Source organism: Methylobacterium sp. (assembly GCF_019745455.1).
Lineage (GTDB): Bacteria > Pseudomonadota > Alphaproteobacteria > Rhizobiales > Beijerinckiaceae > Methylobacterium.
Genome location: NZ_JAIETD010000070.1, coordinates 15,933 through 41,113, shown reverse-complemented (window position 1 = coordinate 41,113; position 25,181 = coordinate 15,933). Strand labels below are relative to the sequence as shown.

At 67.6% G+C, this 25,181-nt stretch carries 23 protein-coding genes; 13 read left to right on the top strand and 10 right to left on the bottom strand.

Going from position 1 to position 25,181, the window contains the following annotated elements:
• The first annotated feature begins 210 nt into the window (after positions 1-210).
• Both K2Y56_RS15855 and K2Y56_RS15850 read left to right on the top strand, forming a co-directional pair.
• Entirely contained in the window at positions 211-753 is a 543-nt protein-coding gene (locus tag K2Y56_RS15855) for a YcgN family cysteine cluster protein (RefSeq protein WP_292509434.1), read from the top strand.
• A 125-nt stretch (positions 754-878) separates the two neighbouring features.
• On the top strand, positions 879-1,385 hold the full coding sequence (locus K2Y56_RS15850; RefSeq protein WP_292509432.1) for a ferritin-like domain-containing protein: 507 nt from the start codon (positions 879-881) through the stop codon (positions 1,383-1,385).
• Between the two features lie 7 nt (positions 1,386-1,392).
• Here K2Y56_RS15850 and K2Y56_RS15845 read toward each other — a convergent pair whose 3' ends face one another.
• From K2Y56_RS15845 to K2Y56_RS15825, 5 genes are all read right to left on the bottom strand, one after another.
• Positions 1,393-2,061 carry an NrsF family protein gene (locus K2Y56_RS15845; protein WP_292509430.1) on the bottom strand — a complete coding sequence of 223 codons (669 nt, stop codon included), beginning with the start codon at positions 2,059-2,061 and terminating at the stop codon, positions 1,393-1,395.
• Positions 2,054-2,716, bottom strand: coding sequence for a sigma-70 family RNA polymerase sigma factor (locus K2Y56_RS15840; protein WP_366848933.1), 663 nt, complete (start codon positions 2,714-2,716; stop codon positions 2,054-2,056). Before K2Y56_RS15840 ends, K2Y56_RS15845 begins: the two co-directional genes overlap by 8 nt.
• A 43-nt stretch (positions 2,717-2,759) precedes the next feature.
• Positions 2,760-3,473: a thioredoxin family protein gene (locus K2Y56_RS15835; protein WP_292509428.1), complete on the bottom strand. Its 714-nt coding sequence runs from the start codon at positions 3,471-3,473 to the stop codon at positions 2,760-2,762.
• A gap of 57 nt (positions 3,474-3,530) precedes the next feature.
• Complete coding sequence (locus K2Y56_RS15830; RefSeq protein ID WP_292509425.1) at positions 3,531-4,313, bottom strand: creatininase family protein; 783 nt, start codon at positions 4,311-4,313, stop codon at positions 3,531-3,533.
• Positions 4,314-4,854: 541 nt separating this feature from the next.
• Positions 4,855-5,067: a CsbD family protein gene (locus K2Y56_RS15825; RefSeq protein ID WP_292509423.1), complete on the bottom strand. Its 213-nt coding sequence runs from the start codon at positions 5,065-5,067 to the stop codon at positions 4,855-4,857.
• A gap of 374 nt (positions 5,068-5,441) precedes the next feature.
• On the opposite strand from K2Y56_RS15825, the gene K2Y56_RS15820 reads away from it, so the two are divergent.
• From K2Y56_RS15820 to K2Y56_RS15810, 3 genes are read left to right on the top strand one after another with little or no spacing between them, the layout of a single operon-like run.
• Positions 5,442-6,206, top strand: a complete 765-nt coding sequence (locus K2Y56_RS15820; RefSeq protein WP_292509421.1) for a fumarylacetoacetate hydrolase family protein — start codon at positions 5,442-5,444, stop codon at positions 6,204-6,206.
• 46 nt (positions 6,207-6,252) lie between these two features.
• The gene (locus K2Y56_RS15815; protein WP_292509418.1) at positions 6,253-7,263 is read left to right on the top strand and encodes a 2-dehydropantoate 2-reductase; all 1,011 of its coding nucleotides are present in this window, start codon (positions 6,253-6,255) and stop codon (positions 7,261-7,263) included.
• Between the two features lie 30 nt (positions 7,264-7,293).
• Entirely contained in the window at positions 7,294-8,823 is a 1,530-nt protein-coding gene (locus K2Y56_RS15810) for an acyl--CoA ligase (protein ID WP_292509416.1), read from the top strand.
• 25 nt (positions 8,824-8,848) lie between these two features.
• Here the strand turns inward: K2Y56_RS15810 and K2Y56_RS15805 are convergent, their stop codons facing one another.
• Positions 8,849-9,994, bottom strand: coding sequence for a histidine kinase dimerization/phosphoacceptor domain -containing protein (locus tag K2Y56_RS15805; protein WP_292509413.1), 1,146 nt, complete (start codon positions 9,992-9,994; stop codon positions 8,849-8,851).
• Between the two features lie 284 nt (positions 9,995-10,278).
• Here K2Y56_RS15805 and K2Y56_RS15800 point away from each other — a divergent pair, with 284 nt between their 5' ends.
• The 6 genes from K2Y56_RS15800 (at position 10,279) to K2Y56_RS15775 (ending at position 18,025) form a co-directional block, all read left to right on the top strand.
• Positions 10,279-11,751: a M81 family metallopeptidase gene (locus K2Y56_RS15800; RefSeq protein WP_292509410.1), complete on the top strand. Its 1,473-nt coding sequence runs from the start codon at positions 10,279-10,281 to the stop codon at positions 11,749-11,751.
• Positions 11,748-12,887: a M20/M25/M40 family metallo-hydrolase gene (locus K2Y56_RS15795; protein ID WP_292509407.1), complete on the top strand. Its 1,140-nt coding sequence runs from the start codon at positions 11,748-11,750 to the stop codon at positions 12,885-12,887. Before K2Y56_RS15800 ends, K2Y56_RS15795 begins: the two co-directional genes overlap by 4 nt.
• Positions 12,888-12,949: 62 nt before the next feature.
• Positions 12,950-14,539: an ABC transporter substrate-binding protein gene (locus tag K2Y56_RS15790; RefSeq protein ID WP_292509404.1), complete on the top strand. Its 1,590-nt coding sequence runs from the start codon at positions 12,950-12,952 to the stop codon at positions 14,537-14,539.
• A gap of 41 nt (positions 14,540-14,580) precedes the next feature.
• The gene (locus K2Y56_RS15785) at positions 14,581-15,522 is read left to right on the top strand and encodes an ABC transporter permease (RefSeq protein WP_292509401.1); all 942 of its coding nucleotides are present in this window, start codon (positions 14,581-14,583) and stop codon (positions 15,520-15,522) included.
• A 41-nt stretch (positions 15,523-15,563) separates the two neighbouring features.
• A complete protein-coding gene (locus K2Y56_RS15780; RefSeq protein WP_292509525.1) occupies positions 15,564-16,400 on the top strand; it encodes an ABC transporter permease in 837 nt (278 codons plus the stop codon).
• Entirely contained in the window at positions 16,397-18,025 is a 1,629-nt protein-coding gene (locus K2Y56_RS15775; RefSeq protein ID WP_292509398.1) for an ABC transporter ATP-binding protein, read from the top strand. The genes K2Y56_RS15780 and K2Y56_RS15775 overlap by 4 nt, the downstream gene beginning before the upstream one ends.
• 13 nt (positions 18,026-18,038) lie before the next feature.
• On the opposite strand, the gene K2Y56_RS15770 is transcribed toward K2Y56_RS15775, so the two are convergent.
• The 3 genes from K2Y56_RS15770 to K2Y56_RS15760 all read right to left on the bottom strand — a co-directional run bounded on the left by K2Y56_RS15770 (position 18,039) and on the right by K2Y56_RS15760 (position 23,058).
• Positions 18,039-18,992: an MBL fold metallo-hydrolase gene (locus tag K2Y56_RS15770; RefSeq protein ID WP_292509395.1), complete on the bottom strand. Its 954-nt coding sequence runs from the start codon at positions 18,990-18,992 to the stop codon at positions 18,039-18,041.
• A gap of 220 nt (positions 18,993-19,212) precedes the next feature.
• Positions 19,213-20,349 carry a murein L,D-transpeptidase family protein gene (locus K2Y56_RS15765; RefSeq protein WP_292509522.1) on the bottom strand — a complete coding sequence of 379 codons (1,137 nt, stop codon included), beginning with the start codon at positions 20,347-20,349 and terminating at the stop codon, positions 19,213-19,215.
• 165 nt (positions 20,350-20,514) lie between these two features.
• A complete protein-coding gene (locus K2Y56_RS15760) occupies positions 20,515-23,058 on the bottom strand; it encodes an ABC transporter ATP-binding protein (protein WP_292509392.1) in 2,544 nt (847 codons plus the stop codon).
• A gap of 173 nt (positions 23,059-23,231) precedes the next feature.
• Between K2Y56_RS15760 and K2Y56_RS15755 the strand changes: the two genes are divergently transcribed.
• Positions 23,232-23,648, top strand: coding sequence for an HIT domain-containing protein (locus tag K2Y56_RS15755; RefSeq protein WP_292509388.1), 417 nt, complete (start codon positions 23,232-23,234; stop codon positions 23,646-23,648).
• A 7-nt stretch (positions 23,649-23,655) separates the two neighbouring features.
• Positions 23,656-24,591: an NAD(+) diphosphatase gene (nudC, locus tag K2Y56_RS15750; protein ID WP_292509385.1), complete on the top strand. Its 936-nt coding sequence runs from the start codon at positions 23,656-23,658 to the stop codon at positions 24,589-24,591.
• Here the strand turns inward: nudC and K2Y56_RS15745 are convergent.
• Complete coding sequence (locus K2Y56_RS15745; RefSeq protein WP_292509383.1) at positions 24,561-25,181, bottom strand: thioredoxin family protein; 621 nt, start codon at positions 25,179-25,181, stop codon at positions 24,561-24,563. The two genes, nudC and K2Y56_RS15745, sit on opposite strands and share 31 nt — an antisense overlap.

Genomic DNA, 25,181 nt, shown 5'->3' with positions numbered 1-25,181 from the left:
TACTGCCGCAATAACGCCTCCGGCGCAGCCCCGGCCTCAGGCTCCGCGGCAGTAACTTCTCATTAACATTGATACGCGATTGCGGCGCGCCGAAGATGAAGGCAGCTGTCGGGCCGCTGATCCGTCCGTGGCGCTTGCCCGCGGCCTCGCCTTGCGGCAGGAGGTCGGAACATCGTTCCCAGCTTCCTCTGACCGACGCAAGGCGCCCCGATGCGCATCCGCTCGGCGTTCCGCGCCGCCCCGCCTGCTCCAGACCGCGATGCGCCCTCGCCGCGCGACGAGGCTGTGCCGTTCTGGAAGCGTAAGAGCCTCGAGGAGATGTCCCCGCAGGAATGGGAGAGCCTGTGCGACGGCTGCGGCCGCTGCTGCCTCCTGAAGCTCGAGGACGACGAGACGGGCGAGGTCTATCCGACCGACGTCGGCTGTACCCTGCTGGACGGCCACGGCTGCCGCTGCCGCGATTACAAGAACCGGCAGAAGCGGGTGCCCGACTGCGTGCGGCTCACCCCCGAGGCGGTTCGGACCATCCCCTGGTTGCCCCGGACGTGCGCCTATCAACTGCTCCGCGACGGCCGCGACCTGTATGATTGGCATCCTCTGGTGTCGGGCCGCCGCGACAGCGTGCACGAAGCCGGCATCTCGGTGCGCGGGCGCATGTCGGGCAATGAAGAGGAGTTCAGCACTGACGAGCTCCTCGATCGCATCGTGACTTGGCCGAGCCGAACTCCGGACACTGAGGATTTCGGCGATTAGAATAACACAAGTTATTAATCGACGTTGATAAGGAACCCGCCAAACCCCGCCTCGTTGCTCTGGACAAGATCCGGCCCGGCTCTGAATGCCGGTCGATCAAGCTCAAGCATACGAGGATACTATCCATGGGTCTCTTCTCGAAGCCGATCAAGACGCTCGACGATCTGTTCATGCATATGCTGCAGGACATCTATTACGCCGAGCAGCAGATCACCAAGGCCTTGCCGAAGATGATCGACAAGGCGACGAGCCCGCAACTCAAGCAGGGCTTCACCCGGCATCTCGGCGAGACCGAGAATCAGATCAAGCGGCTCGATCAGGTCTTCTCCCTGCTCGGCAAGCCGGCGAAGGGCGTCGATTGCGCCGCCATCGACGGCATCATCAGCGAGACCAAGGAGATCATGGGCGATGTTGAGGATCCGGAGGTGCTGGACGCCGCCCTGATCGCCGGAGCCCAGGCCGTCGAGCATTATGAGATCACCCGCTACGGGACGATCATCGCTTTCGCCAAGCAGCTCGGCCACCATAACGTGGTCAGCCACCTGCAGCAGACGCTCGACGAGGAGCGGACCACCGACACCATCCTGACGAAGCTCGCCGAGAGCAGCGTCAACGGTCGCGCCGCCGCCTGAGGCGTCTTCATCGGCCGGCGAGCAGACGCCCGCCGGCCACCGAGTTGGCCCAGATGATGAGGCCGATGACGACAAGATGGGCTAGGAGATCCGTCACCGTCGCGTCGTGAGGATGGAAGGGTACGAGAAGCACGGCGGCGGCTGCGGCCGCCGCTAATCCGCCTAAGGCCGCCGTCAGGTTCGGTCGAAGCGGACACGCTCGCCTCAGCATCAGTACGAGCGCGACCGAGAACGGCGTCGAGACCGTCAGCAGGAAGACGAGACAGCCGCCCATTTCTCCCCCGTCAGCCAGATCCGTGCCAGGAACGGTCCATTGCCGCAGGCAGCCGAGGCCGCTGGCGCCAAGCCAGAGAGCAGCCGGGGCAGCCGGGAGAAAAGCCCAAGCAGCCGAACGCCCTGGCACGCTGGTCTGGAAGGCAGCGACGGCGGCGGTCAGCGCCGTCAGCAACGCGCCGAATGTCGCGACACGCAGGTCCATGACAGCCATGCGGACCTGCAAGCTCGCCATGTCCGCGAAGGGCAGTGCCGCCAGACCGGCCAGCACGGCGAGGCTGAACCACCCGAGGCCCCTCAGCCATGGATCGGGGAGGCGCCGGACCGGTGACAGTCGCTCGCTCAGGGAATTCACCAGCGCGTCGTGATTCGGCGGGTCAGGCCGTGTCCCGGCCTCAGACATCACTCTCTCCTTTGTCCCGCGCTAGCGTCGTGCGCAGCACCTTGAGGGCGCGGTGCAGGTTCACCTTGAGGGCCCCCTTGCTGCGACCTGTGATCGCGGCGGCCTCATCGAGCGAACGTTCCTTGAAAGCCAAATGCTCCACCGCCTCGCGCTGACCCGGCGACAACGCCGCCACGGCGCGAGCAAGCGCTCCGTCTCGCTCGCGTGTTTCGATGCTGGTCCCCGGTAAGGGGCCAAGATCCGCATGGGCTTCGTAGGCCAAAGGGTCGTGGACCTCCTGCGGCCGCCGTCCCGTTCGGCGCATGGCGTCGATCGCCCGGCGCTGCGTGATCGCGCGAAGCCAAGGAAGGAAAGGTCGCGAGGGATCGTAGGTGGCCCGCGCCTTGTGAATCGTCACCAGCGTATCCTGCACGACGTCGTCGACGGATTCCGGCCGAACGCCCTGCGCTCGCGCCATGCCGGCGATCACCGGCAGGCAATCCCGCAAGAGCTTGCGATAGGCCAGTGCGTCGCCGGCCTGGGCCGCGGCCATCGCGGCCGACAAGGTCTCGTCAAGCGCCATTCCGGCCCTGTTGTCGCTCCGACCCGCGCCCGTGTTCGACCCTGGGGTCTGACGCGAGGTGGTGGGCAATCCGAATGCCATGGACGCGCTCATCCTGCCACCTTCCTTCACGCCCGAGCCCGCGACACCGCTTCCGTCACGACCCGGCCTTGGCAAGGCGCGCCGCTCCGAGGATGCGCCCGTCGGAGGCCTGGAGGAGGAGTGCGGCGTCGGCACCGAGCGGCACGGGCTCTGACCATGACTTTGCCGTTCCCGTCCATTCGCCGACGCTGCGGATCGAACGGACGACGTTGGCCTGGGTGATCTCGCGCCCTGCATTCTCGCCGCGCGCGACCTTGGTCCGGTGTTCGTGGTCGAAGCCGACGAGCAGCAGGCGTCCGGCGCCGCTTCCCGCCCCGACCCTGACGACCAGGGCATCACCGTTACGGGTCAGGTCGAGGGTGGCTGCTTCGCGGGCCTCGCCGCGAGCCTCCACGATGGCGTTGCCGACGGCATCGCGGCGCGAACCGACGACGCTCCTGCGCCCATCCACCACCACCTGGGGGGTGAAGACGCTGTCGCCACCGAACTGCGCCGCATAGGCCTTCTGCCGCTCCGTCGCGGCCGGCAGCGAGACGGTGTCGCGCCAGTCGAGATGATTCCAATACGTGACGTGGAAGGCGAGGGGGAGGAGGTCGGCGCGCTCGGCGGCGAGCTCCTTCAACAGGGCTTCGGCCGGAGGGCAGGACGAGCAGCTCTGCGAGGTGAACAGCTCGACCACCACCGGCCGGGAGGCTGCGGCCGTCGGGCCTGCCAGCAACGCGAGGGCGAGGAACGGCAGGCCAAGGCAAGCGAGGAGGGGAGGGCGCACGGGACGGCTCCAGGGCAGAGGAGTATGTCCCTGTCTTCGTCGAGCACCGTTCCGCGGTTACGCCGTGAGTTCGAAGCGATCGACATCCCGAAGGAGGTCGACGAAAGCACGCGCCCCATGATCGAGTGCGATCTCGCCGGCTTCCGCCGAGCCCAGTCTCGCATCGCCGATTGCCCCATTGGGGTTGAGATCGCCGGCCTTCCAGGCGAAGGCCGCCGGTCGGCCGGCGCGCAGATGCACGTAATCGCGCTCCATCGCCAGGGAGCGCGAGGGGAAATCCGAGATTTCATCGCGGCGTACGCTGTCGGGCGCGAGCGCGAGCATCAGGGCCGTCTCGATGCCGCCCGCATGAATGCCGTGACGGATTTCGGCTTCCGGAAAGAGGCCGTCCGGGTAGCCGAAGCGGCTCCAGGCCGTGGTGACGGAAACCATTCCGTGGCGACCGCGTAAATCCAGGGCGACGAGATCGATGAGGGCGCTGTTGCCGCCATGCGAGGTGACGATGACGAGCTTGCGGCACCCGGCCCGGTAAACGCAGGAGCCGATCTCGATCCAGGCACGGAGCGCGGTCTCGGTGCTCAGCGTCAGCGTGCCGACGAAACCGTCATGCTCGTCCGATTTCCCCACTGCCTGGATCGGCAGGGTGAGGACGTCGAGCTCTTCGGGTACCAGAGCGGCGACGCGCGCCAGATATCCCTCGGCGATGGTCACGTCGGTGGAGACGGGCAGATGCGGCCCGTGCTGCTCGATGGCCGCCACGGGCAAGAGCGCGATCGCGCGGCTCATGTCTCGCCGGGCGAAGTCCTTCGTCGTCAAGGACGACCAGCGCTGCATGGGCATTCGACTTCACTCCGGGCTGTGGCCGCCCGACTGCCCATAATCCGGTTCCGTCCTGCAAAAAAGCGGCCTCAGCTCACTGAGAGCGCCCTCGACTCTGACCGGTAAGTTTATCGCGGCCGGCTCGGGAGCCAGCGGGCGCCGAAGGCCGCTGCGGCGACGAGCATCACGGTGATCGCCGTGCTGTCTCCCGCTGTCCGGAACACCGCGCGGCCGCGACCTTGAGATTGCTGCCACGCTCCTTGACCTCGTCGATCAGCTTACGGCCGCGCTCCAGGACTTCTTCTGCAAGGATACCGTCACGCTCCAGGCTGCGCGCGGTACCACGTGCTCCGCCGTAAGCGTACTGGACGGCACCGGCGATCTGCTCGAACGCAACCTCGGCCTGCTGGCGCGGACGGCCCGCGATGGCGACACGTGCGGTCCTGCCGCGGCCCTTGAGATGCTTGATTCCGCCTTCGAGGTGGTCTCTGCCATGACGGATCCCCGCCCCTGGAAGAGAAGCAGGGCGGTGGACCGCCCTGCCAAAAGGTTCTGCGAAGGATCAGATCTTCTTCACGGCGTCCGCGGCGCTCTGGGCCGCATTCTTCACGCCGTCCTTGGCATCGCCGACGGTCTTCTGGGCTTCACCCTTCAGCTCCTGCGCCTTGCCCTCGGCCTGCAGCTTGTCGTTGCCGGTCGCGGAGCCGATGCCCTGCTTGATGTTGCCCACGGCCTCGTTGGCGAGGCCCTTGATCTTGTCGGTCGTGCTGCTCACGGAATGCTCCATTCGTCGGCGAGGGCCATTGCACCACGCAACGTGGCCGTTCGCTTTCGGCAACCAGAACGGGAGAGCTCGACCCAGGTTCCTCCTAAAAATAACCTGCGTCGGTTTTGCCGCACGGTCGGCTACTGCCGATCGAAAATCGTATTCAACGCTGCGAATTCAAAAATTTTTACTTGGACGGTCCAAATTTTTTCGTGGTCTAAAGGTATACCAAATCGCTCGACCTTCTTGAATTCAACGGCTTCACCTTTAGAACCGCTCGATGACCGAAGCTCTCGACCGGATAGAACGACACATGATCACGCGAAGCGTGCACCTGCGCGTCGCACGTGGCCGCGTTTCGACGCTGCGGAGCGCCTGATCCCATGGTGCGGTGGCTTCGGTATCAACACGATGGCGAGAGCGGCTTCGGTCAGCTCGACGGTCAGAGCATCACGGTGTTCGAGGGCAACATGTTCGGCGAGCCCGTATCCTCCGGACAAACGATCCCCCTCGACGCGGTGACGCTGGACCTCCCCTGCCGTCCATCGAAGCTCATCGCCCTCTGGAACAACTTCCATGCCATGGCGGAGAAGCAGGGGCTCGATCGACCACAGTCGCCGCTGTTCTTCATCAAGCCGCCCAACACCTACCGGGCGAGCGGCCAGGACGTTGTCATTCCGGACGGCGTCGGGCGGCTCCTGTTCGAAGGCGAACTCGGCATCGTCGTCGGCAAAGCCGGACGAGACCTGACGGCGGAGACCGCGGCCAGCCACATCTTCGGCTACACCTGCCTGAACGACGTCACCGCTCTCGACATCCTCAAGGCGGACCAGAGCTTCGCGCAGTGGACCCGGTCGAAGGGGCTCGACGGTTTCGGGCCATTCGGCCCGGTCATCGCCACGGAGCTCGACTCCGACGCTCTCACCGTCCGGGTTCGGGTGAACGGGCGCGAGCGCCAGAGCTATCCACTCGCCGACATGATCTTCAAGCCAGCCGAGGTCGTTGCGATGGTTTCGCAGGGCATGACCCTCGAACCCGGCGACCTCGTCGCCTGCGGCACATCGAATGGCGCCGGCCCGATCCCGAAAGGAGCGACCGTGGAGGTCGAGATCGAGGGCATCGGCGTTTTGGCGAACCGGTTCGCATGACGAACGTTTCGGACCGCCGGACATCAGGACAGTCAAGGACAGCAGCATGAGTATCGCCATCGTCGGCGCCGGCGCCATCGGCGGATTCCTCGGGGTACGTCTCGCCAATGTCGGCGAGGCAGTCACCGTCATTGCTCGCGGTGCCAACCTCGCGGCCATCAAGGCGGACGGCATGCGGCTGATCGAGGAGAACGGCTCCGAGATTCACGCGACCAATCTGAAGGCCACGCAATCGATGGAGGAGGCGGGGCCGCACGAGGTCGTTCTGCTCACCGTCAAGGCGCACCAGGTCGGCCCCATCGCGGCCGACCTGCATCACCTCATCGGCCCCGACACCGTCGTGGTGACGATGCAGAACGGAATTCCGTGGTGGTACTTCTCCGGTGGCCATGGCGGCGATCTTGCCGGCACCCACCTCGAGACCGCCGATCCCGGCGGCCTCATCGCCAGGCACCTCGACGCCAAACACGTGATCGGCTCCGTGGTCTATCCGGCGGCCGTGCTGACCGAGCCCGGTGTGGTGCAGGTCATCGAGGGGCACCGCTTCGGCCTTGGCGAACTCGACGGGTCGATGAGCCCTCGGGTCCAGGCTCTGGCGCAACGCCTGATCAAGGCCGGTTTCCGCGCGCCGGTGACGAGCGACATCCGGGCGGAGATCTGGCTCAAGCTCTGGGGCAACCTCAGCTTCAATCCGATCTCGGCGCTCGCCCACGCCACCCTCGTCGACATCTGCCAGTTCCCTGAGACGCGAGCCCTGGCAGCCGACATGATGCGGGAGGCCGAAACCATCGCCAACAAGCTCGGCGTGACGTTCAAGCTCGGCATCGAGAAGCGCATTGCCGGCGCCGAGAAGGTCGGCGCCCACAAGACGTCGATGCTGCAGGACGTCGAGGCCGGCCGGCCGATCGAGCTCGAAGCCCTCGTCGGCTCGATCATCGAGCTGGGACGTCTCACCGACACCCCGACTCCGCATATCGGCACCGTCTACGCGCTGATGCGGCTCCTCTCGCAGAGCCTCGAACGGGCTGGCGGGCGCCTCGCCATCACCGCCGCCTGACAGACAGATTTCGCAAGGACACCCGAACCCATGGCCGAGACCGCCACTACCCTCCATGCGCTGATCCAGGCGGGCGCCGACGAGGCGACCGCCCTGTCGAGCCCCGGCGGTGTGCCGCTGACCTTCGCCGGCCTGCGGGCCCTGGCCGAACGTACGGTTCGGGATTTCAACGCCCATGGAATCGGCCGCGGCGACCGGGTCGCGATCGTCCTCGACAACGGCCCCGAGATGGCTGCCGCCTTCATGGCGGTGGCCGCCGGCACCACCTCGGCACCTCTGAATCCGGCCTACAAGTCGGACGAATTCACGTTCTACCTCAACGATCTCGGCGCCAAGGTGCTGGTGGTGGCCGAGGGATCGCAATCGCCGGCGATCCGCGTCGCCGAATCCCTCGGCGTCGCCGTGGTCCGGCTGACCCCGACCCCGACGGAAGGCGCGGGCAGCTTCACCCTGTCCTTCCCGATCGAGGGCGGCACGCCTGAGAACGGCGGCTATGCCGAGCCCGGCGACATCGCTCTCGTACTCCACACCTCGGGTACGACCTCGCGTCCCAAGATCGTGCCTCTCTCGCAGCGGAACGTCTGCGCCTCCGCGCGCAACATCCGCACCGCGCTCGCCTTCACGGCACAGGATCGCGGCGTCAACATCATGCCGCTGTTCCATATCCATGGACTCATCGCCGGCATCCTGGCGCCGCTCTCGGCAGGCGGACAGGTCTGCTGCACGCCCGGCTTCAATGCCCTGAAGTTCTTCGGATGGATGAGCGAGGCGCGCCCGACCTGGTACACCGCTGTGCCGACCATGCATCAGGCGATCCTCGGCCGCGCCTCTCGCAACCGGGAGACAATCGAGGCCAACCCGCTGCGGTTCATCCGCTCGTCCTCGTCCTCGATGCCGCCGCAGGTGATGAAGGAGATCGAGGAGACCTTCGGCGCACCCTTGATCGAGGCCTACGGCATGACCGAGGCGGCGCACCAGATGGCCTCGAACCCGCTGCCGCCGAAGCCCCATTACCCGGGTATCGTCGGCATCGCCGCGGGCCCGGAGATCGCCATCGTCGATCACGACGGCGAGCCGCTGCCGGTGGGCGAGACCGGCGAGATCGTGATCCGCGGCAACAACGTCATGGCCGGCTACGAGAACAACGAGAAGGCCAATGCCGACGCCTTCACCCCGCAGGGCTGGTTCCGCACCGGCGACCAGGGCACGCTCTCGCCGGAGGGCTACCTCACCATCACGGGACGTCTGAAGGAGATCATCAACCGCGGCGGCGAGAAGATCTCGCCGCGCGAGGTCGACGAGATCCTCATGGACCATCCGTCAGTGTCGCAATGCGTGACCTTCGCCATGCCGCACGACAAACTCGGCGAGGACGTCGCCGCCGCGATCGTGCTGCGCGAGGGTGAGCATCTCTCCGAGAAGGACCTGCGCAGCTTCGCCTCCGAGCGCCTCGCGCCGTTCAAGGTTCCGTCCACGATCATGTTCCTCGACGAGATCCCGAAGGGCGCGACGGGAAAGCTCCAGAGGATCGGGCTGGCGGAGAAGCTCGGACTGGTCTGAGCGCTCCCAGGCGCCCCGAACCTTGCTACCGCGCCACGAGCACGGGCAATGAGAAATGCGCGCCCTGAACTTCGGGCGCGACGCTGAGCGGACCGCCGAGCTGGTTCGCCAGGCTATGGACGATCCGCATGCCGAGGCTGGCGCTTCGTGGGGCCGAGATGTCGAGCCCCGCCGGAAGGCCGACCCCGTCATCTGCAACCCCGAGCATGAGGCCGCCCTCATCCGCTACGGCCGTCACGCGGATCTCGCCCTGGCCGTCGGCGTAGGCGTACTTGATGGAATTCGTCACGAGCTCGCTGACGAAGAGACCGAGTGGGATCGCGAGGTCGGCCGGCACCGTCACGGGGGCGGCCCGGCATCGGATAGGATGGCGCGGGGCATTCTCCTGGAGCTTGGCGCAGAGGGAGACGAGGAAGTCCGCCACGTCGATCGCCTCGAGGCTCGGCTGACGCCAGAGCTGGTCGTGGACCGCCGCAACCGCCTCGACGCGGGTGCGTGCGTCGGCGAGCGCCCGCTTCACCTCCGCGTTGTCGGAGGCCCGCGCTTGCAGGCCGAGGAAGCCGGCCACCACGGCGAGGCTGTTCTTCACCCGGTGGCTCATCTCGCGAGACAACAGGTCTTGGCGGTCCAGAGCCGCCTTTAAGCGCGCTTCGCTGCGCTGACGCTCGATGGCACCGCCGACGAGGTTGGCGAGACCCTGCATGAACGCGATGTCCGCCTCCTCGAAGGCGCCCTCGCTTGTGTCGTCGATCTCCAGCACGCCGTAATGGCCGTCGCGATTGGCGATCACAACATTGATCGCCCGCTTGATGCCACGCTTGGCCATCAGCTGCGGAGTCCGGAACCGGCTCTCGTTCTGGAGATGGTTCGAAATGACGGCCTTGCCCGTCTTCAGGGCATATCCGGCCGGGGATGCGAGGTCGGCCCCGATGATGGCCTTGCCGACGACATCCTCGCCCCAGCCGACCCCCGCGCAGACCACGAACATGTCCTGGTCCGGCTTGTACTCAAGCGCTTTGCAGAACTGGACCTCCATGCCCTCGGCGCACAGCTCGGTCGCTCTCTGGAGCAGGGGCAGAAGCTCGCTCGCGCGCAGGGCCTCGACGCCGAAATCGGAGAGAAGCGCCTGCTGGCGAAGCCGAAACGCCAGGGCCGGCGGCATGTCGGTCATTCCAGTCGGTCCCACCATCCGCCAAGGAAGGGGCGTTCCGCCATTTTGAAGCGTGGCCGCTGAGGCTGCAAGGGGCTGGCGAGGACCGTGACATGCTGCATATTGACCATGACGCCCGGGAGCACCGCACCCCCGATAGGCAAAACTTCGATCCGCCTTGGCGCTTGCTTGGTCGCTCGATCCGGCTTCATGATCCAGGTCGGGCATCGGCAGAGCCGCTCAAAGCGCTCGCGACGATTGAGTCGTATCCGGCCGAAGGGACAGCCAAGGAGACGCGTTCCTCAGTGAAAATCTTCCTGGCGGGTCTCGCCACAGAGACCAACACGTTCGCGCCCTTGCCCACGGGCCGGAAGGCCTTCCTCGCCGACTATGCTCGTCGCGATGGGAGCCTGGGACCGCCGAGCATGAGCAATATCGGGCTCGCCGCCTGGCGCGAGATGGCTCAGTCCGACGGACACGAGGTGGTGGAAAGCCTCTCGACTTTCGCCCAGCCCGGCGGGATCACCCTGCGGGCGGTCTACGAGGAGCTGCGCGACCTGCTGCTGGCGGACCTCGCGGCGGCGGTGCCGGTGGATGCCGTGCTGCTGTTCATGCACGGCGCCATGGTGGCGGAAGGCTACGACGATTGCGAGGGCGACACGCTCGCCCGCGTCCGCGCCCTGGTCGGACCCGAGACGGCGATCGGCGTGGAGCTCGATCTCCATTGCCATCTCACCGAGGCGATGCGCGCGGCCGCGGACGTGATGGTGATCTACAAGGAATATCCCCATACCGACATCGTGGACCGCGCCCGCGATCTCTACCCGTTGATCATCGCCGCGGCGGAGGGCGCGATCCGGCCGGTCATGGCGATCCACGATTGCCGGATGGTCAGCATGTGGCGCACCACCGCGGAGCCGGTCTCAGGGTTCGTGCGCCGGATGCAGACGCTGGAGGGACAGGGCGGCATCCTCTCGGTGTCGTTCGGACACGGCTTCCCTTGGGCCGACGTCGCCGATGTCGGCGCTCGGATGCTGGTGGTGGCCGATGGAGACGCCGCCAAGGCCGCGGTGCTGGCCGAGACCCTCGCCGGGGAGGTCTGGGCCATGCGCGAGGCGGCCGCCACCCGACACGAGACGATCGACGACGCCATCGATGCGGCGCTCGCCTCCGCCGATCCGCGCCCGATGGTGCTGGCCGACATCGCCGACAACGCCGGCGCCGGCGCACCCTCGGACAACACCGCGATCCTGGCGCGCCTCGTCGCTCGCGGCATCAAAGACGTCGCCACCGGCCTGTACTGGGATCCCGGCGCCGTCGGCATCTGCCACGAGGCCGGGATCGGCGCCACATTCGACCTGCGCATCGGCGGCAAGTGCGGCACGAGTTCGGGCGATCCCGTCGATCTGCGCATCACCGTTCGCGGGCTTGCCGAAAGCCATAGCCAGGGCGGCCTCAGCGGCGGCCGGGCACAACTCGGGGCCAGCGCCTGGGTCGAGGCGGACGGCATCCACATCGTCCTCACCTCCCGGCGCCAGCAGCCCTTCGCGCCCGACGCCTTCACCGGCCTCGGGCTAAACCTGGACGACAAGCGCCTCGTCGTGGTGAAGTCGATGCAGCATTTCCACGCCGCCTTCGCGCCCATCGCCAGCGCCGTGTGCTACGTGGCGGCGCCCGGCGGCGCAGTCCCCCCCGATTACGGCGCGATCCCCTACACGAAACGGCACCTCGCCTACTGGCCGCGCGTCGAGAACCCGTTCGAGGAGGAGCGTTCATGAATCCATCGGGCCTGCCCTTCGACCTCTCGGCCATGCTCGCGGGGCTGCGGCCCTGGATCGAGTGCGAGAGCCCCACCCACGATGCCCCCGCAGTGAACCGGATGATGGCGCTTGCCGCCCGCGACCTCGTCATTGCGGGCGCTGCCATCGAGATGATCCCGGGCCGCATGGGCTTCGGCGACTGCGTGCGGGCTCGCTTCCCCCATCCCAGGCAGGTCGAGCCCGGCATCCTGGTGCTCGGCCACCTCGACACCGTTCATCCCGTCGGCACGCTCGCGGCGCTGCCCTGGCGCGTCGAGGGCGAGCGCTGCTACGGTCCCGGCATCCTCGACATGAAAGGCGGCAACTACCTGGCGCTGGCCGCCATTAGGGCGTTGCGCGAGGCCGGGGTGGCGACGCCGCTTCCCGTCACCTTCCTCTTCACCAGCGACGAGGAGGTCGGCAGCCCCTCCACTCGCGACCTGATCGAGGCGGAGGCTGCACGCCATCGCTATGTCCTCGTCCCTGAGCCCGGCCAGCCCGAGGACGGCGTCCTCACCGGCCGCTACGCGATTGCCCGCTTCGACTTGGAGGCGACCGGCCGGCCGAGCCATGCCGGCGCGCGCCTGGGCGAGGGCCGCTCCGCCATCCGCGCCATGGCGCAGAAGATCATCGCCATCGAGGCGATGTCCGATTCCGACTGCACCTTCAGCGTCGGCATCGTGTCGGGCGGGCGCTGGGTCAATTGCGTTCCCACCACCTGCCGGGGCGAGGCCTTGAGCATGGCCAAGCGCCAGGCCGACCTCGACCTCGGGGTCGAGCGGATGCTGGCATTGTCCGGCGAGGCGGACGGGGTGTCGTTCAGGGTCACGCAGGGTGTCACCCGCCCGGTCTGGGAGCCTGATGCCGGGACCATGGCGCTCTACGAGATGGCGCGGGAGATTGCCGGGAGCCTCGGTTCGGCGCTACCGCACGAGAGCTTCGGCGGCGGCTCGGACGGCAACTTCACCGGCGGCGCCCTGGGGATTCCGACGCTCGACGGCCTCGGCGCCTGCGGCTCCGGCTACCATACCCTGGAAGAGCACGTCCTCACCGCCTCGCTGCCGCATCGCGCGCGCCTGTTGGCAGGTTTGCTGGCGCGTCTTGAAGGAGCTTGACGGCGCGCCTCATGCATACATCTTGTGACCGCGGCTGCGGCGCGGCATTGGGGAAGTGGTTCATGCACGAAGCGATCAAGTCCGGCTTGCGGTTGGCGCTGGGTCTCGCCGCGTTGGTTGCGGTGAGCGAACCACGGCCCGCTCTGGCTCAGTCCAAGCCCGTCACGATCCGCGCCGTGATGCATTCGGGCCTGCGCATCACCGACCCGATCATCACCACCGCCTACATCGCGCGCAATCACGGCTACATGATCTACGACACGCTGTTTGCGACGGACGCGAACTTCAAGGTCCAGCCGCAGATGGTGAAGGACTACACCGTCAGCCAGGACGCGCTCACCTACACCTTCACCCTGCGCGACGGACTCAAGTTCCACGACGGCGCCCCTGTCACCTCGGCCGATTGCATCTCCTCGATCCAGCGCTGGGGCAAGCGCGACGGCATGGGCCAGAAGCTCATGGACTACACCGCCTCCCTCGACGCGGTGGACGACAAGACCTTCACCCTCAAGCTGAAGCAGCCCTACGGCCTCGTCCTCGCCTCCCTCGGCAAGCCGTCGTCGAACGTGCCCTTCATCATGCCGAAGCGCATCGCCGACACGCCGGCCGACAAGAACGTGCCCGAGGAGATCGGCTCGGGTCCGTTCCGGTTCGTGAAGGGCGAGTTCCAGCCGGGGCTCAAGGTCGTCTACGAGAAGAACCCCGACTACGTGCCGCGCAGCGAAGCCCCGAGCTGGACCGCTGGGGCCAAGACCGTGAAGGTCGACCGCGTCGAGTGGATCAACATTCCCGACTACCAGACCGCCGTGAATGCGCTGATCAACGGCGAGATCGACTATCTCGAGCAGCCGCCGCACGATTTCCTGCCGATCCTCAAGGGTGCTTCGGGAGTCCAGATCTTCAACTACAACACCCTCGGCGTCTCCGGCATGCTCCGGATGAACTGGGTGAACCCGCCCTTCGATAACGAGAAGATCCGGCAGGCCGTCCTGCTGGCGGTGAACCAGCAGGATTATCTCGACGCCCAGATCGGCGACCCCGATTACATGATGCCGTGTCCGGCGATGTTCGTGTGCAACACGCCGAACGCCACCGACGCCGGCGCTCCCAAGACCGATCTGGCACGGGCCAAGCAACTTCTGAAGGAGGGCGGCTATGATGGCCGGCCCGTCGTCATCATGCAGCCGACGGATCTCGCCATCGTCGTGCCGCTCGGGCCTGTGACGGCACAGGCTTTGCGCAAGATCGGCATGAACGTCGACCTGCAGTCGATGGACTGGCAGACGCTGGTCGGCCGGCGCGCCAAGCAGGACCCCGTCGACCAGGGCGGATGGAACTTGTTCCACACCTTCTGGGTGAACGCCGACATGCTCAACCCTGTCGGAAATGTCGGGATCAACGCCCGTGGCAGGAAGGGCGGTTTCTTCGGCTGGGCCGAGGATGCTGCCATCGAGGAGATGCGAGACGCCTACGCCCGCGAGACTGACCCGGCCAAGCAGGCCGCCATCGCCAAGGCGGTGCAGCAGCGCGCCTACGCGGTCGGCATGTACTATCCCACCGGACAGTTCGTCATGCCCCTCGCAGCCCGTTCAAGCCTGACCGGCATCCTCGAGGCACCGGCGCCCGTCTTCTGGAACATCGCCAAGAAGTGAGGGGCGCGGTCCCGATCGCCCACTCCCGCTCGGAGATCTGAATGGGCCGTTTCATCCTCGGGCGGCTCGCCGCCACCCTGCCGGTGATGGGCGTGGTGGCGGTGATCGTCTTCCTGCTGTTGCGCCTGGCACCCGGCGATCCCGCCGCGATCCTGGCCGGCGACGCGGCCAGCCCGGAGCAGATTGCGGAGATCCGTGCGAGGCTCGGCCTCGACCAGCCGATCCTCGCCCAGTTCCTGTCGTGGATCGGACGCCTCGCCCAAGGCGATCTCGGCTCCTCGATCATTTCGAACCAGCCGGTGGCGAAACTCATCCTCGACCGGATCGAGCCGACGCTGGCCCTGGCGACGACCACGATCCTCTTCGCGGTGCTGGTCGCGGTGCCCCTCGGCGTGCTCGCCGCCTGGTGGCACGGCACCTGGGTCGACCGCATGGTGATGGCGATCTCGGTGCTCGGCTTCTCGGTGCCGGTCTTCGTGCTCGGCTACCTCCTGATCTTCGGCTTCGCCATGCAGCTTCGGGTCCTGCCGGTGCAGGGCTATGTCAGCATCACGGAAGGGCTCTGGCCGTTCCTGTCGCGGCTCATCCTGCCGACCCTGACCCTGTCGGTGATCTACATCGCGCTCATCGCCAGGACCACGCGCTCCAGCGTGCTCGAAGTGCTCGGCGAGGACTACATCCGCACGGCTCGGGCAAAGGGTATCGGCGAGACGCAGGTGCTCTGGCGCCATGCCCTGCGCAACGCCGCCGTGCCGGTGATCTCGGTGATCGGCCTCGGCATCGCACTCCTCATCAGCGGGGTCGTCGTCACCGAGAGCGTCTTCAACCTGCCCGGGCTCGGCCGCCTCACCGTGGATTCCGTGCTTGCCCGCGACTACCCGGTGATCCAGGGCGTGATCCTGCTCTTCTCGGCGCTCTACGTGCTGGTGAACCTTGCCATCGACCTGACCTATCTCCTGTTCGATCCGAGGATCCGCTATTGACCGGATCGACAGCACCATCCCGGCTCCCCGCGCGGCGTCCCATCCTGCCGCCGGCCCTCCTCAACCCTGGCGTACTCGCCGGGCTCGCGGTGCTCCTGGTCGTGGGCTTGGCGGCCGTGGCGGCCCCCTATCTCTGGACCGGCGACCCGATCCTCCTGCGGCCGCGCCTTCGCCTGAAGCCGCCTTTCGAGCTGGCCTGGCTCGGCACCGATGCGTTCGGGCGCGACGTCTGGAGCCGGGTCGTCTACGGGGCGCGGGTATCTCTCGCCATCGGCTTCGCGGTGGCGACGGCCTCGGTCCTCATCGGCCTCGTGATCGGGCTGGTAGCAGGCTACCTGCGCCGCCTCGATGCGGTGGTGATGCGGATCATGGACGGAATCATGGCCATCCCGTCGATCCTCCTCGCCATCGCCATGGTGACGCTGTCGGGGGCCGGCATCGGAACCGTGATCGTCGCCATCGCGATTCCCGAGATCCCGCGAGTGGCGCGGCTGGTGCGCAGCGTCGTCCTGTCGGTGCGCTCGGAACCCTATGTCGAGGCTGCGATCGGCGCCGGCACGCGCCTGCCGATGCTGCTCGTCCGCCACGTCCTGCCCAACACCATTGCGCCGCTCATCGTCCAGGGCACTTACGTTTGCGCCTCCGCGATCCTGACGGAGGCGATCCTGAGCTTCCTCGGCGCCGGCATACCCACCGAGATCCCGAGCTGGGGCAACATCATGGCCGAGGGCCGACAGGCATTCCAGATCGCCCCATGGGTAATCCTGTTCCCGGGCCTGTGCGTCGCCGCCACGGTGCTCGCGGTCAACATCATCGGAGACGGCCTGCGCGATGCCCTCGATCCGCGCACGGCGCGGCGGCTCGGGGCGCTCAGATGACCGAGCCGGTTCTCTCCATCCGCGGACTCACCGTGCCGCTGCCGCGCGGCGCGGACCGCGCCAACGCCATCGAGGGCTTGAGCCTCGATGTGGCGCCCGGCGAGATCGTCTGCGTCGTCGGCGAGTCGGGCTCCGGCAAATCGGTGACCGCGAGCGCCGTGATGGGGCTCCTGCCGCCCATCTTGACGCCTTCGGCCGGCGAAATCCTGCTCCAGGGCGAGAACGTGCTCAAAGTCGGCGCGGCCCGGCTGCGGCGCCTGCGCGGCAGCCGCATGGCGATGGTGTTCCAGGAGCCGATGACGGCCTTGAATCCGGTGCTCAAGGTCGGCGCCCAGATCGACGAGATGCTGAAGGCGCACTCCGAACGCCTGAACGCGGAAGCGCGGCGTGCCCGCGTCCTCGACCTCCTCGCCGACGTCCACCTGCCCGATCCGCCAAGTCTCGCCCGCGCCTATCCGCACCAGCTCTCCGGCGGCCAGCGTCAGCGCGTGATGATCGCCATGGCGCTCGCCAACGATCCCGCACTGATCATCGCCGACGAGCCGACGACGGCCCTCGACGTCACCACCCAGGCGCAGATCCTCAAGCTCCTCAAGGAACTGCAGGCCCGGCGCGATGCCGGCATCCTGTTCATCACCCACGATTTCGGCGTCGTCTCCGAGATCGCCGACCGCGTCGTGGTCATGCAGAAGGGGAGGCTGGTCGAGGAGGGCTCGGTCGATGCGGTGCTGACGAGGCCGCAGCACCCCTACACACAGATGCTGATCGCGGCCGTGCCCAAGGCCGAGCCGCCGCCTCCGCGGCCGCGGCAACCTCCTGCCGCTCCCATCCTCGCCGTACGCGACCTCACGAAGACCTATGGCGGCCGAGGGCTGTTCGGCGGCGGCCGTGCGGTGACCGCTCTCGACGGCGTCAGCTTCGCGCTGCAGCCGGGGGAGACCCTGGGGATCGTCGGCGAGTCGGGTTCCGGAAAGTCGACGCTGGCGCGCTGCATCGCCCGCTTCGTCGACCCGTCGGCCGGCCATATCCGCGTCGGCGGCGACGACATTGCCCACTGCACGCCGCGCGCCCTGCGCCCCTATCGCCGGCGCATCCAGATGATCTTCCAAGACCCCTACCGCTCGCTCAACCCGCGCCGGACGGTCGGACAAGCGATCATCGAGGGGCCGATGAATTATGGCCTCTCACGCGAGGCCGCTTTGGCGCGGGCCGCCCGTCTGATCGACCTCGTCGGTCTTGATGCGGGGGCTCTCGGGCGCTACCCGCACGAGTTCTCGGGAGGCCAGCGCCAGCGCATCGCCATCGCCCGCGCCCTCGCCATGGAGCCGGACGTGCTGATCGCCGACGAGGCGGTCTCAGCGCTCGACGTCTCGGTCCAGCGGCAGGTCCTCGAGCTGCTCGAGGACCTACGCGAGCGACTGAACCTGTCGATCCTCTTCATCACCCACGATCTGCGGGTCGCCGCCCGCCTGTGCGACCGCCTCATCGTGATGCTGAACGGACAGATCGTCGAGGAAGGACCGACCGGCTCGCTCTTCGCCAATCCGCGCCACGCCTACACTCAGGCGCTGTTCGCCGCCGCGCCGAAGATGCGGGCGGCCGAGACTGCGGAGGCAACCGGATGATGCTCGGGCGGCGTCAGGCCTGCGCGTTCAGCAGCATCGGCCTTGCGCTCCGCTGACCACCGACATCGATCGTCTGGCGCTCGCGGGCGATGAAGGCCGTCGGCATCACCGCCTGCATCTCGGACTCGATCTGCCGCAGCATCGGGTCGGTATGGGCGGGATGGAGGTGGATGATCGCCAGCGCTTTCACCCCTGCGGCCTGGGCCAGCTCCACGCCTTTCTGCCAGGTCGAATGGCCCCAGCCGCGGCAGCAGGGGTACTCGCCCTCGGTGAACATCCCGTCATAAACCATCAGGTCGGCGTCCCGGACGAACTCGGCCAGCTCTTGATCGGGCCATGGGTCAGAATGCTCGATGTCGCTGATCACACAGAGCCGGCGGCCGCCATGGTCGAATCTGTAGCCGGTCGACCCCTGGGGATGGTTGAGGAGGATCGTGTCGACGCGCATCCCGTCGCCGAAGACGAGCGGCTCGCCGGCAATGAAGCCATGATGCGCGAACCGGACCGGGATGACGTCGAGGTTCACCGGGAAAAGCGGAGGCGAGAATAGGCGGTCGAGGGTTGCCTTCGCGCATTCCCCGTCGAGGTTGCCGCAATAGGTGTTGATGGTGCGGCTCGCATCGAACACGACGGGCTTGAAGAACGGCAGCCCGGCGGTGTGGTCGAGATGCAGGTGGCTGAACAGGAGGTCGATCTCCTGCGGCAGGTCGGCCCTATTGTGAACCCCGCAGGCGTGGAGGCCGGAACCGGCATCGAGGATGAATAGCCGTTCGCCGCAGCGGACCTCCATGCAGGGCGTGCTTCCGCCGAACTCGGCGAACTCCGGCCCGCTCACGGGAGTCGAGCCGCGCACACCCCAGAACCGGAGAGACAGCCGCTCGCTGCCCGGTCCGGACAGGTCCGGCACGGTGGCGGCGTATTCGTAGGATTTCAGGCCACACAGGTTGGGCCCGTCTGACTTTGCCATGGATCGTCAACCACTTACCACGATCCGTGCGATCGCGGTCCCATCACTGCGTTGCAGGGGCTACGACGGTCGTCGCAGCATTCCCTCGCTGTAAGTCACGCGCGCCCACAATCGGGTGCTGCAGGTTTCCGCATCTTGCCTAACATGGGAGGTAGTGAGCGCCGTGTCTCGCCGATGTGCGTGGCCGCACACGCCTCCGGCCCGACGACGTGAGGTGGCGTCAGCGCTGCGCGAGAATATCGGGTGCCTTCGGCGGCAAGGAAAGCAAGGGTGGCACCCGTTCGGCGATCGTCTCGGAGACGATGCGAGGCAGGGTCTCGGCATAGGCGACGACCAGAGGCGGGAAGGCCGCCAGCGGCCGCTCGTAGGACGGCACGAAGGTGGCGATGTTCCACCTGGCCAGGGCAACGCTGCCGGCGATCCAGCGCGACCACACGGCCTCGGCGACCTGCACGGGTGCCCGGCGTGCGGGGATCACCACGACCTCCTGCCCGGCATAGGCCAGGGCCTCGGGCCGGCTGACGATACCGACCGAACCGCCCCTCGCGGCGAAGGCCGCCCAGAAGGGGTGCTGGCCGCCGTCGGAATAGGTCGTGCGGATTGCGGCGCTACCTTCTGCGATGAGTGCGGCAATGCGTTTGTCCTCCTCGGCTCGCCGGCTCACGACTTCGAGCTCGCGTCGCGGGTCCTTCGATGGCGCGAAGACGTAGCGCCTGTCGGCGACGCCCACGACCGGCTCCTCGCCCGTCGCCTCGAACCGGTCCGAGCCCTCCTTGAGCTGGCGCCAGAACGCGTATTCCGGGTCGGTCCGATGGCGCGCCATGTTGGCGGCGTTCATCCGGAACGGGAAGGATTGGAACTGGAAGGCAGCCTGACCGCCGTCGAAGGCCTCCCGGGCGATGGCATAGAGCTCACCTGCCACCGCATCCGTCATGGCGAAACAGCCCATCGACGAGCAGACGCCGTGGACCATCACCGCCGAGCCGGTATAGCCGTGCGCGCGATCGTAGGCGTTGGGATAGCCGACGTCGAAGGACAGGTAGTAGCTCGAATTCGGGTTCAGCTGCGAACGGGCCACCGTGTAGAACCCCTCCGGGGTCTGACGGTCGCCGGTCTTGCGCTTGGGTCCGAGTTGACCGGACCAGCGGCAAATGGGGTAGGTCTTCACGTGGACGAAGCGGCCGCTCGCGGCCTTTTTCCAGACCTCGATCTCCGATTCTTTCTTGTAGGCACGGAATAGGACCGAGGCGGCCGCGGACGTACTCTTGGCGGTCATCAGCGCGAGGGTCGCGGCCGGAATCGGCGCCAGGGCCTTGGCCGGCTGCGCCGCTGCCGGTGCTGCAAGCGCGAGCAACATCAGGACGAGCAGGAGGGCGTCGCGCAGGAGCGAGGCCAGGGACGGGACTGCCATGCGGGGCCTGGTGAGGACGGCTGAGCGTCGGCGGAGGATACGACTCGGCGCTGAAGGCGACCGAGTCTCACGCGTATCGCATCCCATTGGGGCTGCAAATGGACCTTAAGATCAGGCCGCTGCCGACATCCCGCTCCGGTCGAGCGTGAACACCGTGTCGAAGGGAACGGCGGGGTCCAGGGCAGATGCATCGGGCAGGCAGACGATGAGTCCGGTGCCTGCCCGCGCCTGCCTCAGGGCCGCGACGCGGCTCCTGATGAGTTCGGGTTTGCGCTCCTCGAATGCAGTCGCGACGATGACGATGTCCGGTCGGCGTACCAGGCAGCGGGCCAAATCGATGGCGATGCGGGTGCGTGCGTCGATGGCGTTCTCGCCGAGGCTCGCGCCTCCGCCGCCGAGACCAGGCTCGACACGGCTCGCGAGGCCGAGGCGGTACACGCTCGGCTCCAGTCCCTGATCCGAGAGGACGCGGCGCACGAAGGCTCGGACGCGCGGCTCTGCCGCGGCCTCCTCACCGTTGATGCGCCCGAACAGGATGTTCTCCTCCAGGCTCGCGGCGATGTTGAGCTTGGCCGGATCGTAGAACGCAATGCCCGCGCGCAGGTGATCCGGCATCAGCGCCCTGAACGAACGGCGTGCCGCCACGATCCGTTTTTCGAAAGCTGGATCGATCAGGCCAAAGCGGTGCCGCGTCTCGTTGTAGAGGAGTGCAAGACCGATCAGGCGCTCGCGGTCGCGTTGACCCGCAGGTCCGCGGCGCCATCGCTTGGCCTCCGGCTGCCGGGCGACGAGATCCTCGAAGAAGCCGCGTTCGGACGCCGGGAATAGCGAGAACGCATCGTAGAGAGGGTGATCGTCCGGCAGGTCGGCGAAGATCTCGACGGTACTGCGCGCGACCTGCAGGCCGATCTCCACGAGGGGGTGCGTCAGTCCCTCGGCCTCGAGCACGGCCCGAAGGTAGGGATGACGGGCGAGGCGCGCGCCGGCGAGGGCCGGATCGACGGCTTCCCCGAACAGGATGTTCTCGCCGACCGTCGCCTGCTGGCCGTAGCGGTCCGGATCGAACGGTTCGACGAGGTGGGCGATGCCGTCGGCTTCCAGAGCGTCCCGCGTCGCGCGGCGGGCCGCCACCACAGCCTCGGCCAAGGTCGGATCGGCCTTCGGGTCGACGGTGCCCTCGAGACCTCGCGCATAGACGAAGGCATCGAGCCCGGTCTGATGAAGGATCGCGATCAGATCCTCTTCGGCGGGTTGCGCCGGCTCCGCTCCGTAGAGGATGTTCTGGCGCAAGGTTCCCTCGATCAGGATTGCCTCGGCGCCGGCCAAGGCGATACGGCGGGCCCGCTCGCCAGGGTCGAAAGCGCGCAGATCGGTTCCCGCATAGGTGAGGGCGCCGGCTGTCGGGTCGAGCTGCCCTGCAAGAAGCGCGGCAAGCACGCGGCTGCCGCTGCCGGCCCCGCCGATGATCGCCGCATGGCCGGGCATCGGAACCGCCACAGTAATTCCGGTGAGACGCTCGCCGCTCACAGGATCGTAGGCGCCAACCTCCCTCGCCGCGAGGTCGCCGGATGGGGGCAGAGCCGGTGCTGCCGAGAGCTGCGGCGCGCGGCGCGCGTCGAGGCCCTTCAGCGTCTGAGCGATCTCCGCGAAGAGCGGCTGCACGGCGGCATGGACGATCCAAAGCCGGAGAACCTGCGACACCGCCACCACGGCGAGCAGGAAGGCTCCGCCCGCCGCCGCGAGGTCGCCGATGCCGACCGGTGCGTCCGTCGCGGCTGGCCCCCGCCATGAGGCCGCGGCGAGGACGATGGCGGGCAGGAGGATGCCGAGGGCGACCGACGGGGCGCGGGCATAGGCGAGGGCGGATTCGGATGCCGTCAGGGCGACGCGGGTGACATGACCCTTGGCAGCGAGGCGGGCGCGCTCGAAATCCGCCGCACCATGGGCACGCACCGCCGGCATCCTCCGCACCAGATCGGCCAGGGAGCGTTCGGCCGCCGCGCTCTCGCGCCGCCGCAGAGCGGCACGCGCGAGGCTCCGGCGCAGGATCAGCGCCCGTGTGAGGCCTGCCGCGAGAAGGCCCAGGGCGACGGCGGGAAGCAGGCGCGGGGCGGCGAGGCAGGAGAGCAGCAGGGAGAGGAGGACGGCGCCGCCCGCCATGGCGGGCGCCACGATGGCGAGCCCGAACACCATGTCCATTCCCGCCAGGAACTGCCCGAGGAGCTGCGTCAGGCTGCGGACTTCGTCGCGTGCGCCGCTCGGTGCGTTCAGGATCGCGTCGGTGATACTGCGGTTGAGACGGTACAGCGTCCGGGTTTGGGCACGGAAGCACAGCCGCGCCACCGCCCAGCCGAGTCCGGCGGCTGTCACAGCCGCGATGGCCAGTCCGACGAGGGCGGCAACGGTGAGATCGGAGGTCGAAAGCGGCCAACCCGCAGCCAGCACCACCGGCTCGGGCCTACCAGGCCAAGCCATGGCAATCCGCAGGAACCAAACAAGACCCGTCCTCTGCTCGACCAGGACGGAGATGAGGTCGCGAAGGCAGAGCAGCGTCACGAGCGCGAGGGGTCCGCCGGCGCCCAGGGCGAGGAGGAGGGCCGCCGCATGCTGTGGCCTTGCGGACCGCCATGCGAAAAGGATCGACTTGCGTTCCATGTCCCCCCTTCGCCTCGACCCCTCGGGTGTCTCGGGCCTTAGTGGATTGCGCGAGGGTGGGGAAGCGTGGCGGCGCACGTGCCTGATGTGCGTGATCGAACTTGTCACATTGATCCTGCCTGCGGCCTCCGACGGCATCGCCCGGCGCGGCGTTCCGCTCTACATGCGCGAGGATGATCGATGCCTTCGCCCTCGACCCGCGCCTTTCCACCGAGACCGTACCGGTCGGCGACCTCGCTTTGTCGAGCGTGCTGCTGATGGACGACGCCCGGTTCCCCTGGCTGATCCTGGTGCCGCGCCGCGCAGGCCTCAGCGAGCTCACCGACCTCACATCCGAAGACGCTGCCGCCTTGATGGAAGAGACCCGCGTCGCTGTCGGGGTGATGCAGGCGCTCGCCCAGCCCGACAAGGTCAATGTCGGAGCCCTCGGCAACGTCGTACCTCAGCTTCACGTCCACGTGATCGGGCGGTTCCTGTCGGATCCCGCGTGGCCCCACCCGGTCTGGGGCGTCGGGAGCCGCAATCCCTATCCGCCCCATGCCCGCATCCAGATGGTGGAGCGCCTCGGCGCGCTGTTCGGTGCGGCCTGAGAAGGTGATGAACCCCCCTCGCGTGCCCGATCCCGACCTCGGTTATGCGCAGAGCCGTCTCGTCCGCCACTCGGCCGAGCGGGAGGGGCCGCTGCCCACACCAGGCGCCGCCGATGCGATCACGATCGCGATCGCGCCCGAGGGGATCGTGCTAGCCGGAGGAACCGCGCTCCTCGACCAGGGGCTCTCACCGCCAGGCGACGAGAGGGCCCTGACGATCTATCTCGGCAGTATCGACGACCGGCCGGTCTTCGCCGCCGCGCTGGTCGCCGAGGCGTCGACCCGCTATGCCGCCGATCCGGCCTTCGACCTTGTCGACCTGCGCAGCCTCGCCTCTTCCGGCCGTGTCGCAGCCGACGAACTCGGCACCATCGCGACGGCGAGATCCTTCCTGTCCTGGCACGAGCGGCACGGCTTCTGCGCCCGCTGCGGCAGCCCGACCCTGCTGTCAGCCGGCGGATTCCGGCGCGATTGCGAATCCTGCGGAACGCATCACTTCCCGCGCACCGATCCCGTCGTGATCATGCTGGTGGCCCGTCGCGAGGCCTGCCTGCTCGGCCGCGGCCATCATTTCCCGCCGGGGATGTATTCCTGCCTCGCCGGCTTCCTCGAACCCGGCGAGACGATCGAGGACGCGGTGCGGCGCGAGACCTTCGAGGAGGCGGGCCTGCGCATCGGCGCTGTCCGCTACCTCGCCTCGCAGCCCTGGCCGTTCCCGTCATCGCTGATGATCGGCTGTGTCGCCGAGAGCCTCGACGACGCTATTTCCATCGATGCCGCCGAACTCGACGATGCCCGCTGGTTCACCCGCGCCGAGGTGGCAGGCATGATCGCCCGCACGCATCCCGATGGGTTGGTGACGCCGCCGCCGATGGCGATCGCCCACCTTTTGATGCGCAGCTTCGTCGATGCTCAGGAAGCGTATTTGATCGAGCAGCCATAGGGCTTGGAGGTCTTCACGCTCACCGCCTTGCTGGCGGCGACCTCGGTCAGCGCTGCATCGACGTAGTTCTTCGCGGTCTTGAGGTCGTCGAGGTTGGCGGTCGGCTTATCGTCGATGGCGCCCTGGTAGACGAGGGTGCCCTCGCCGGTGATCACGAACATCTGCGGCGTTGTGCGGGCGTCGTAGGCCTTGCCGATCGTGCCCGCCGTGTCGAGGAGAACGCTGCTCGGAGAGGCGCCGCGCTCCTGCGTCAGGCGATTGGCGTCCTGCGGGCTCACCGCGCCCTGCTCGCCCGGCGCCGAGGAGATGACCGTCAGCCAGACCACGCCCGCCTCGGTCCACTTCTTCTGCAGGCCCTGCATCGCCTGGCCGCCATACATCTTCTTCACGAAGGGGCAGTCGTGATTGGTCCATTCGAGGACGACGGTCTTGCCCCTGTAATCGCCGAGGCTGACAGTCTTGCCATCGGCATCGGTGGCGCTGAACGTCGGGGCGGACTTGTCGATTTGAGGGCCCGCGGCATGCGCCGCGATCGGCAGGGTCAGGAGAGCTGTGGCGAACGCGAAGGTCAGGCTGGTGCGCAGGAGCAT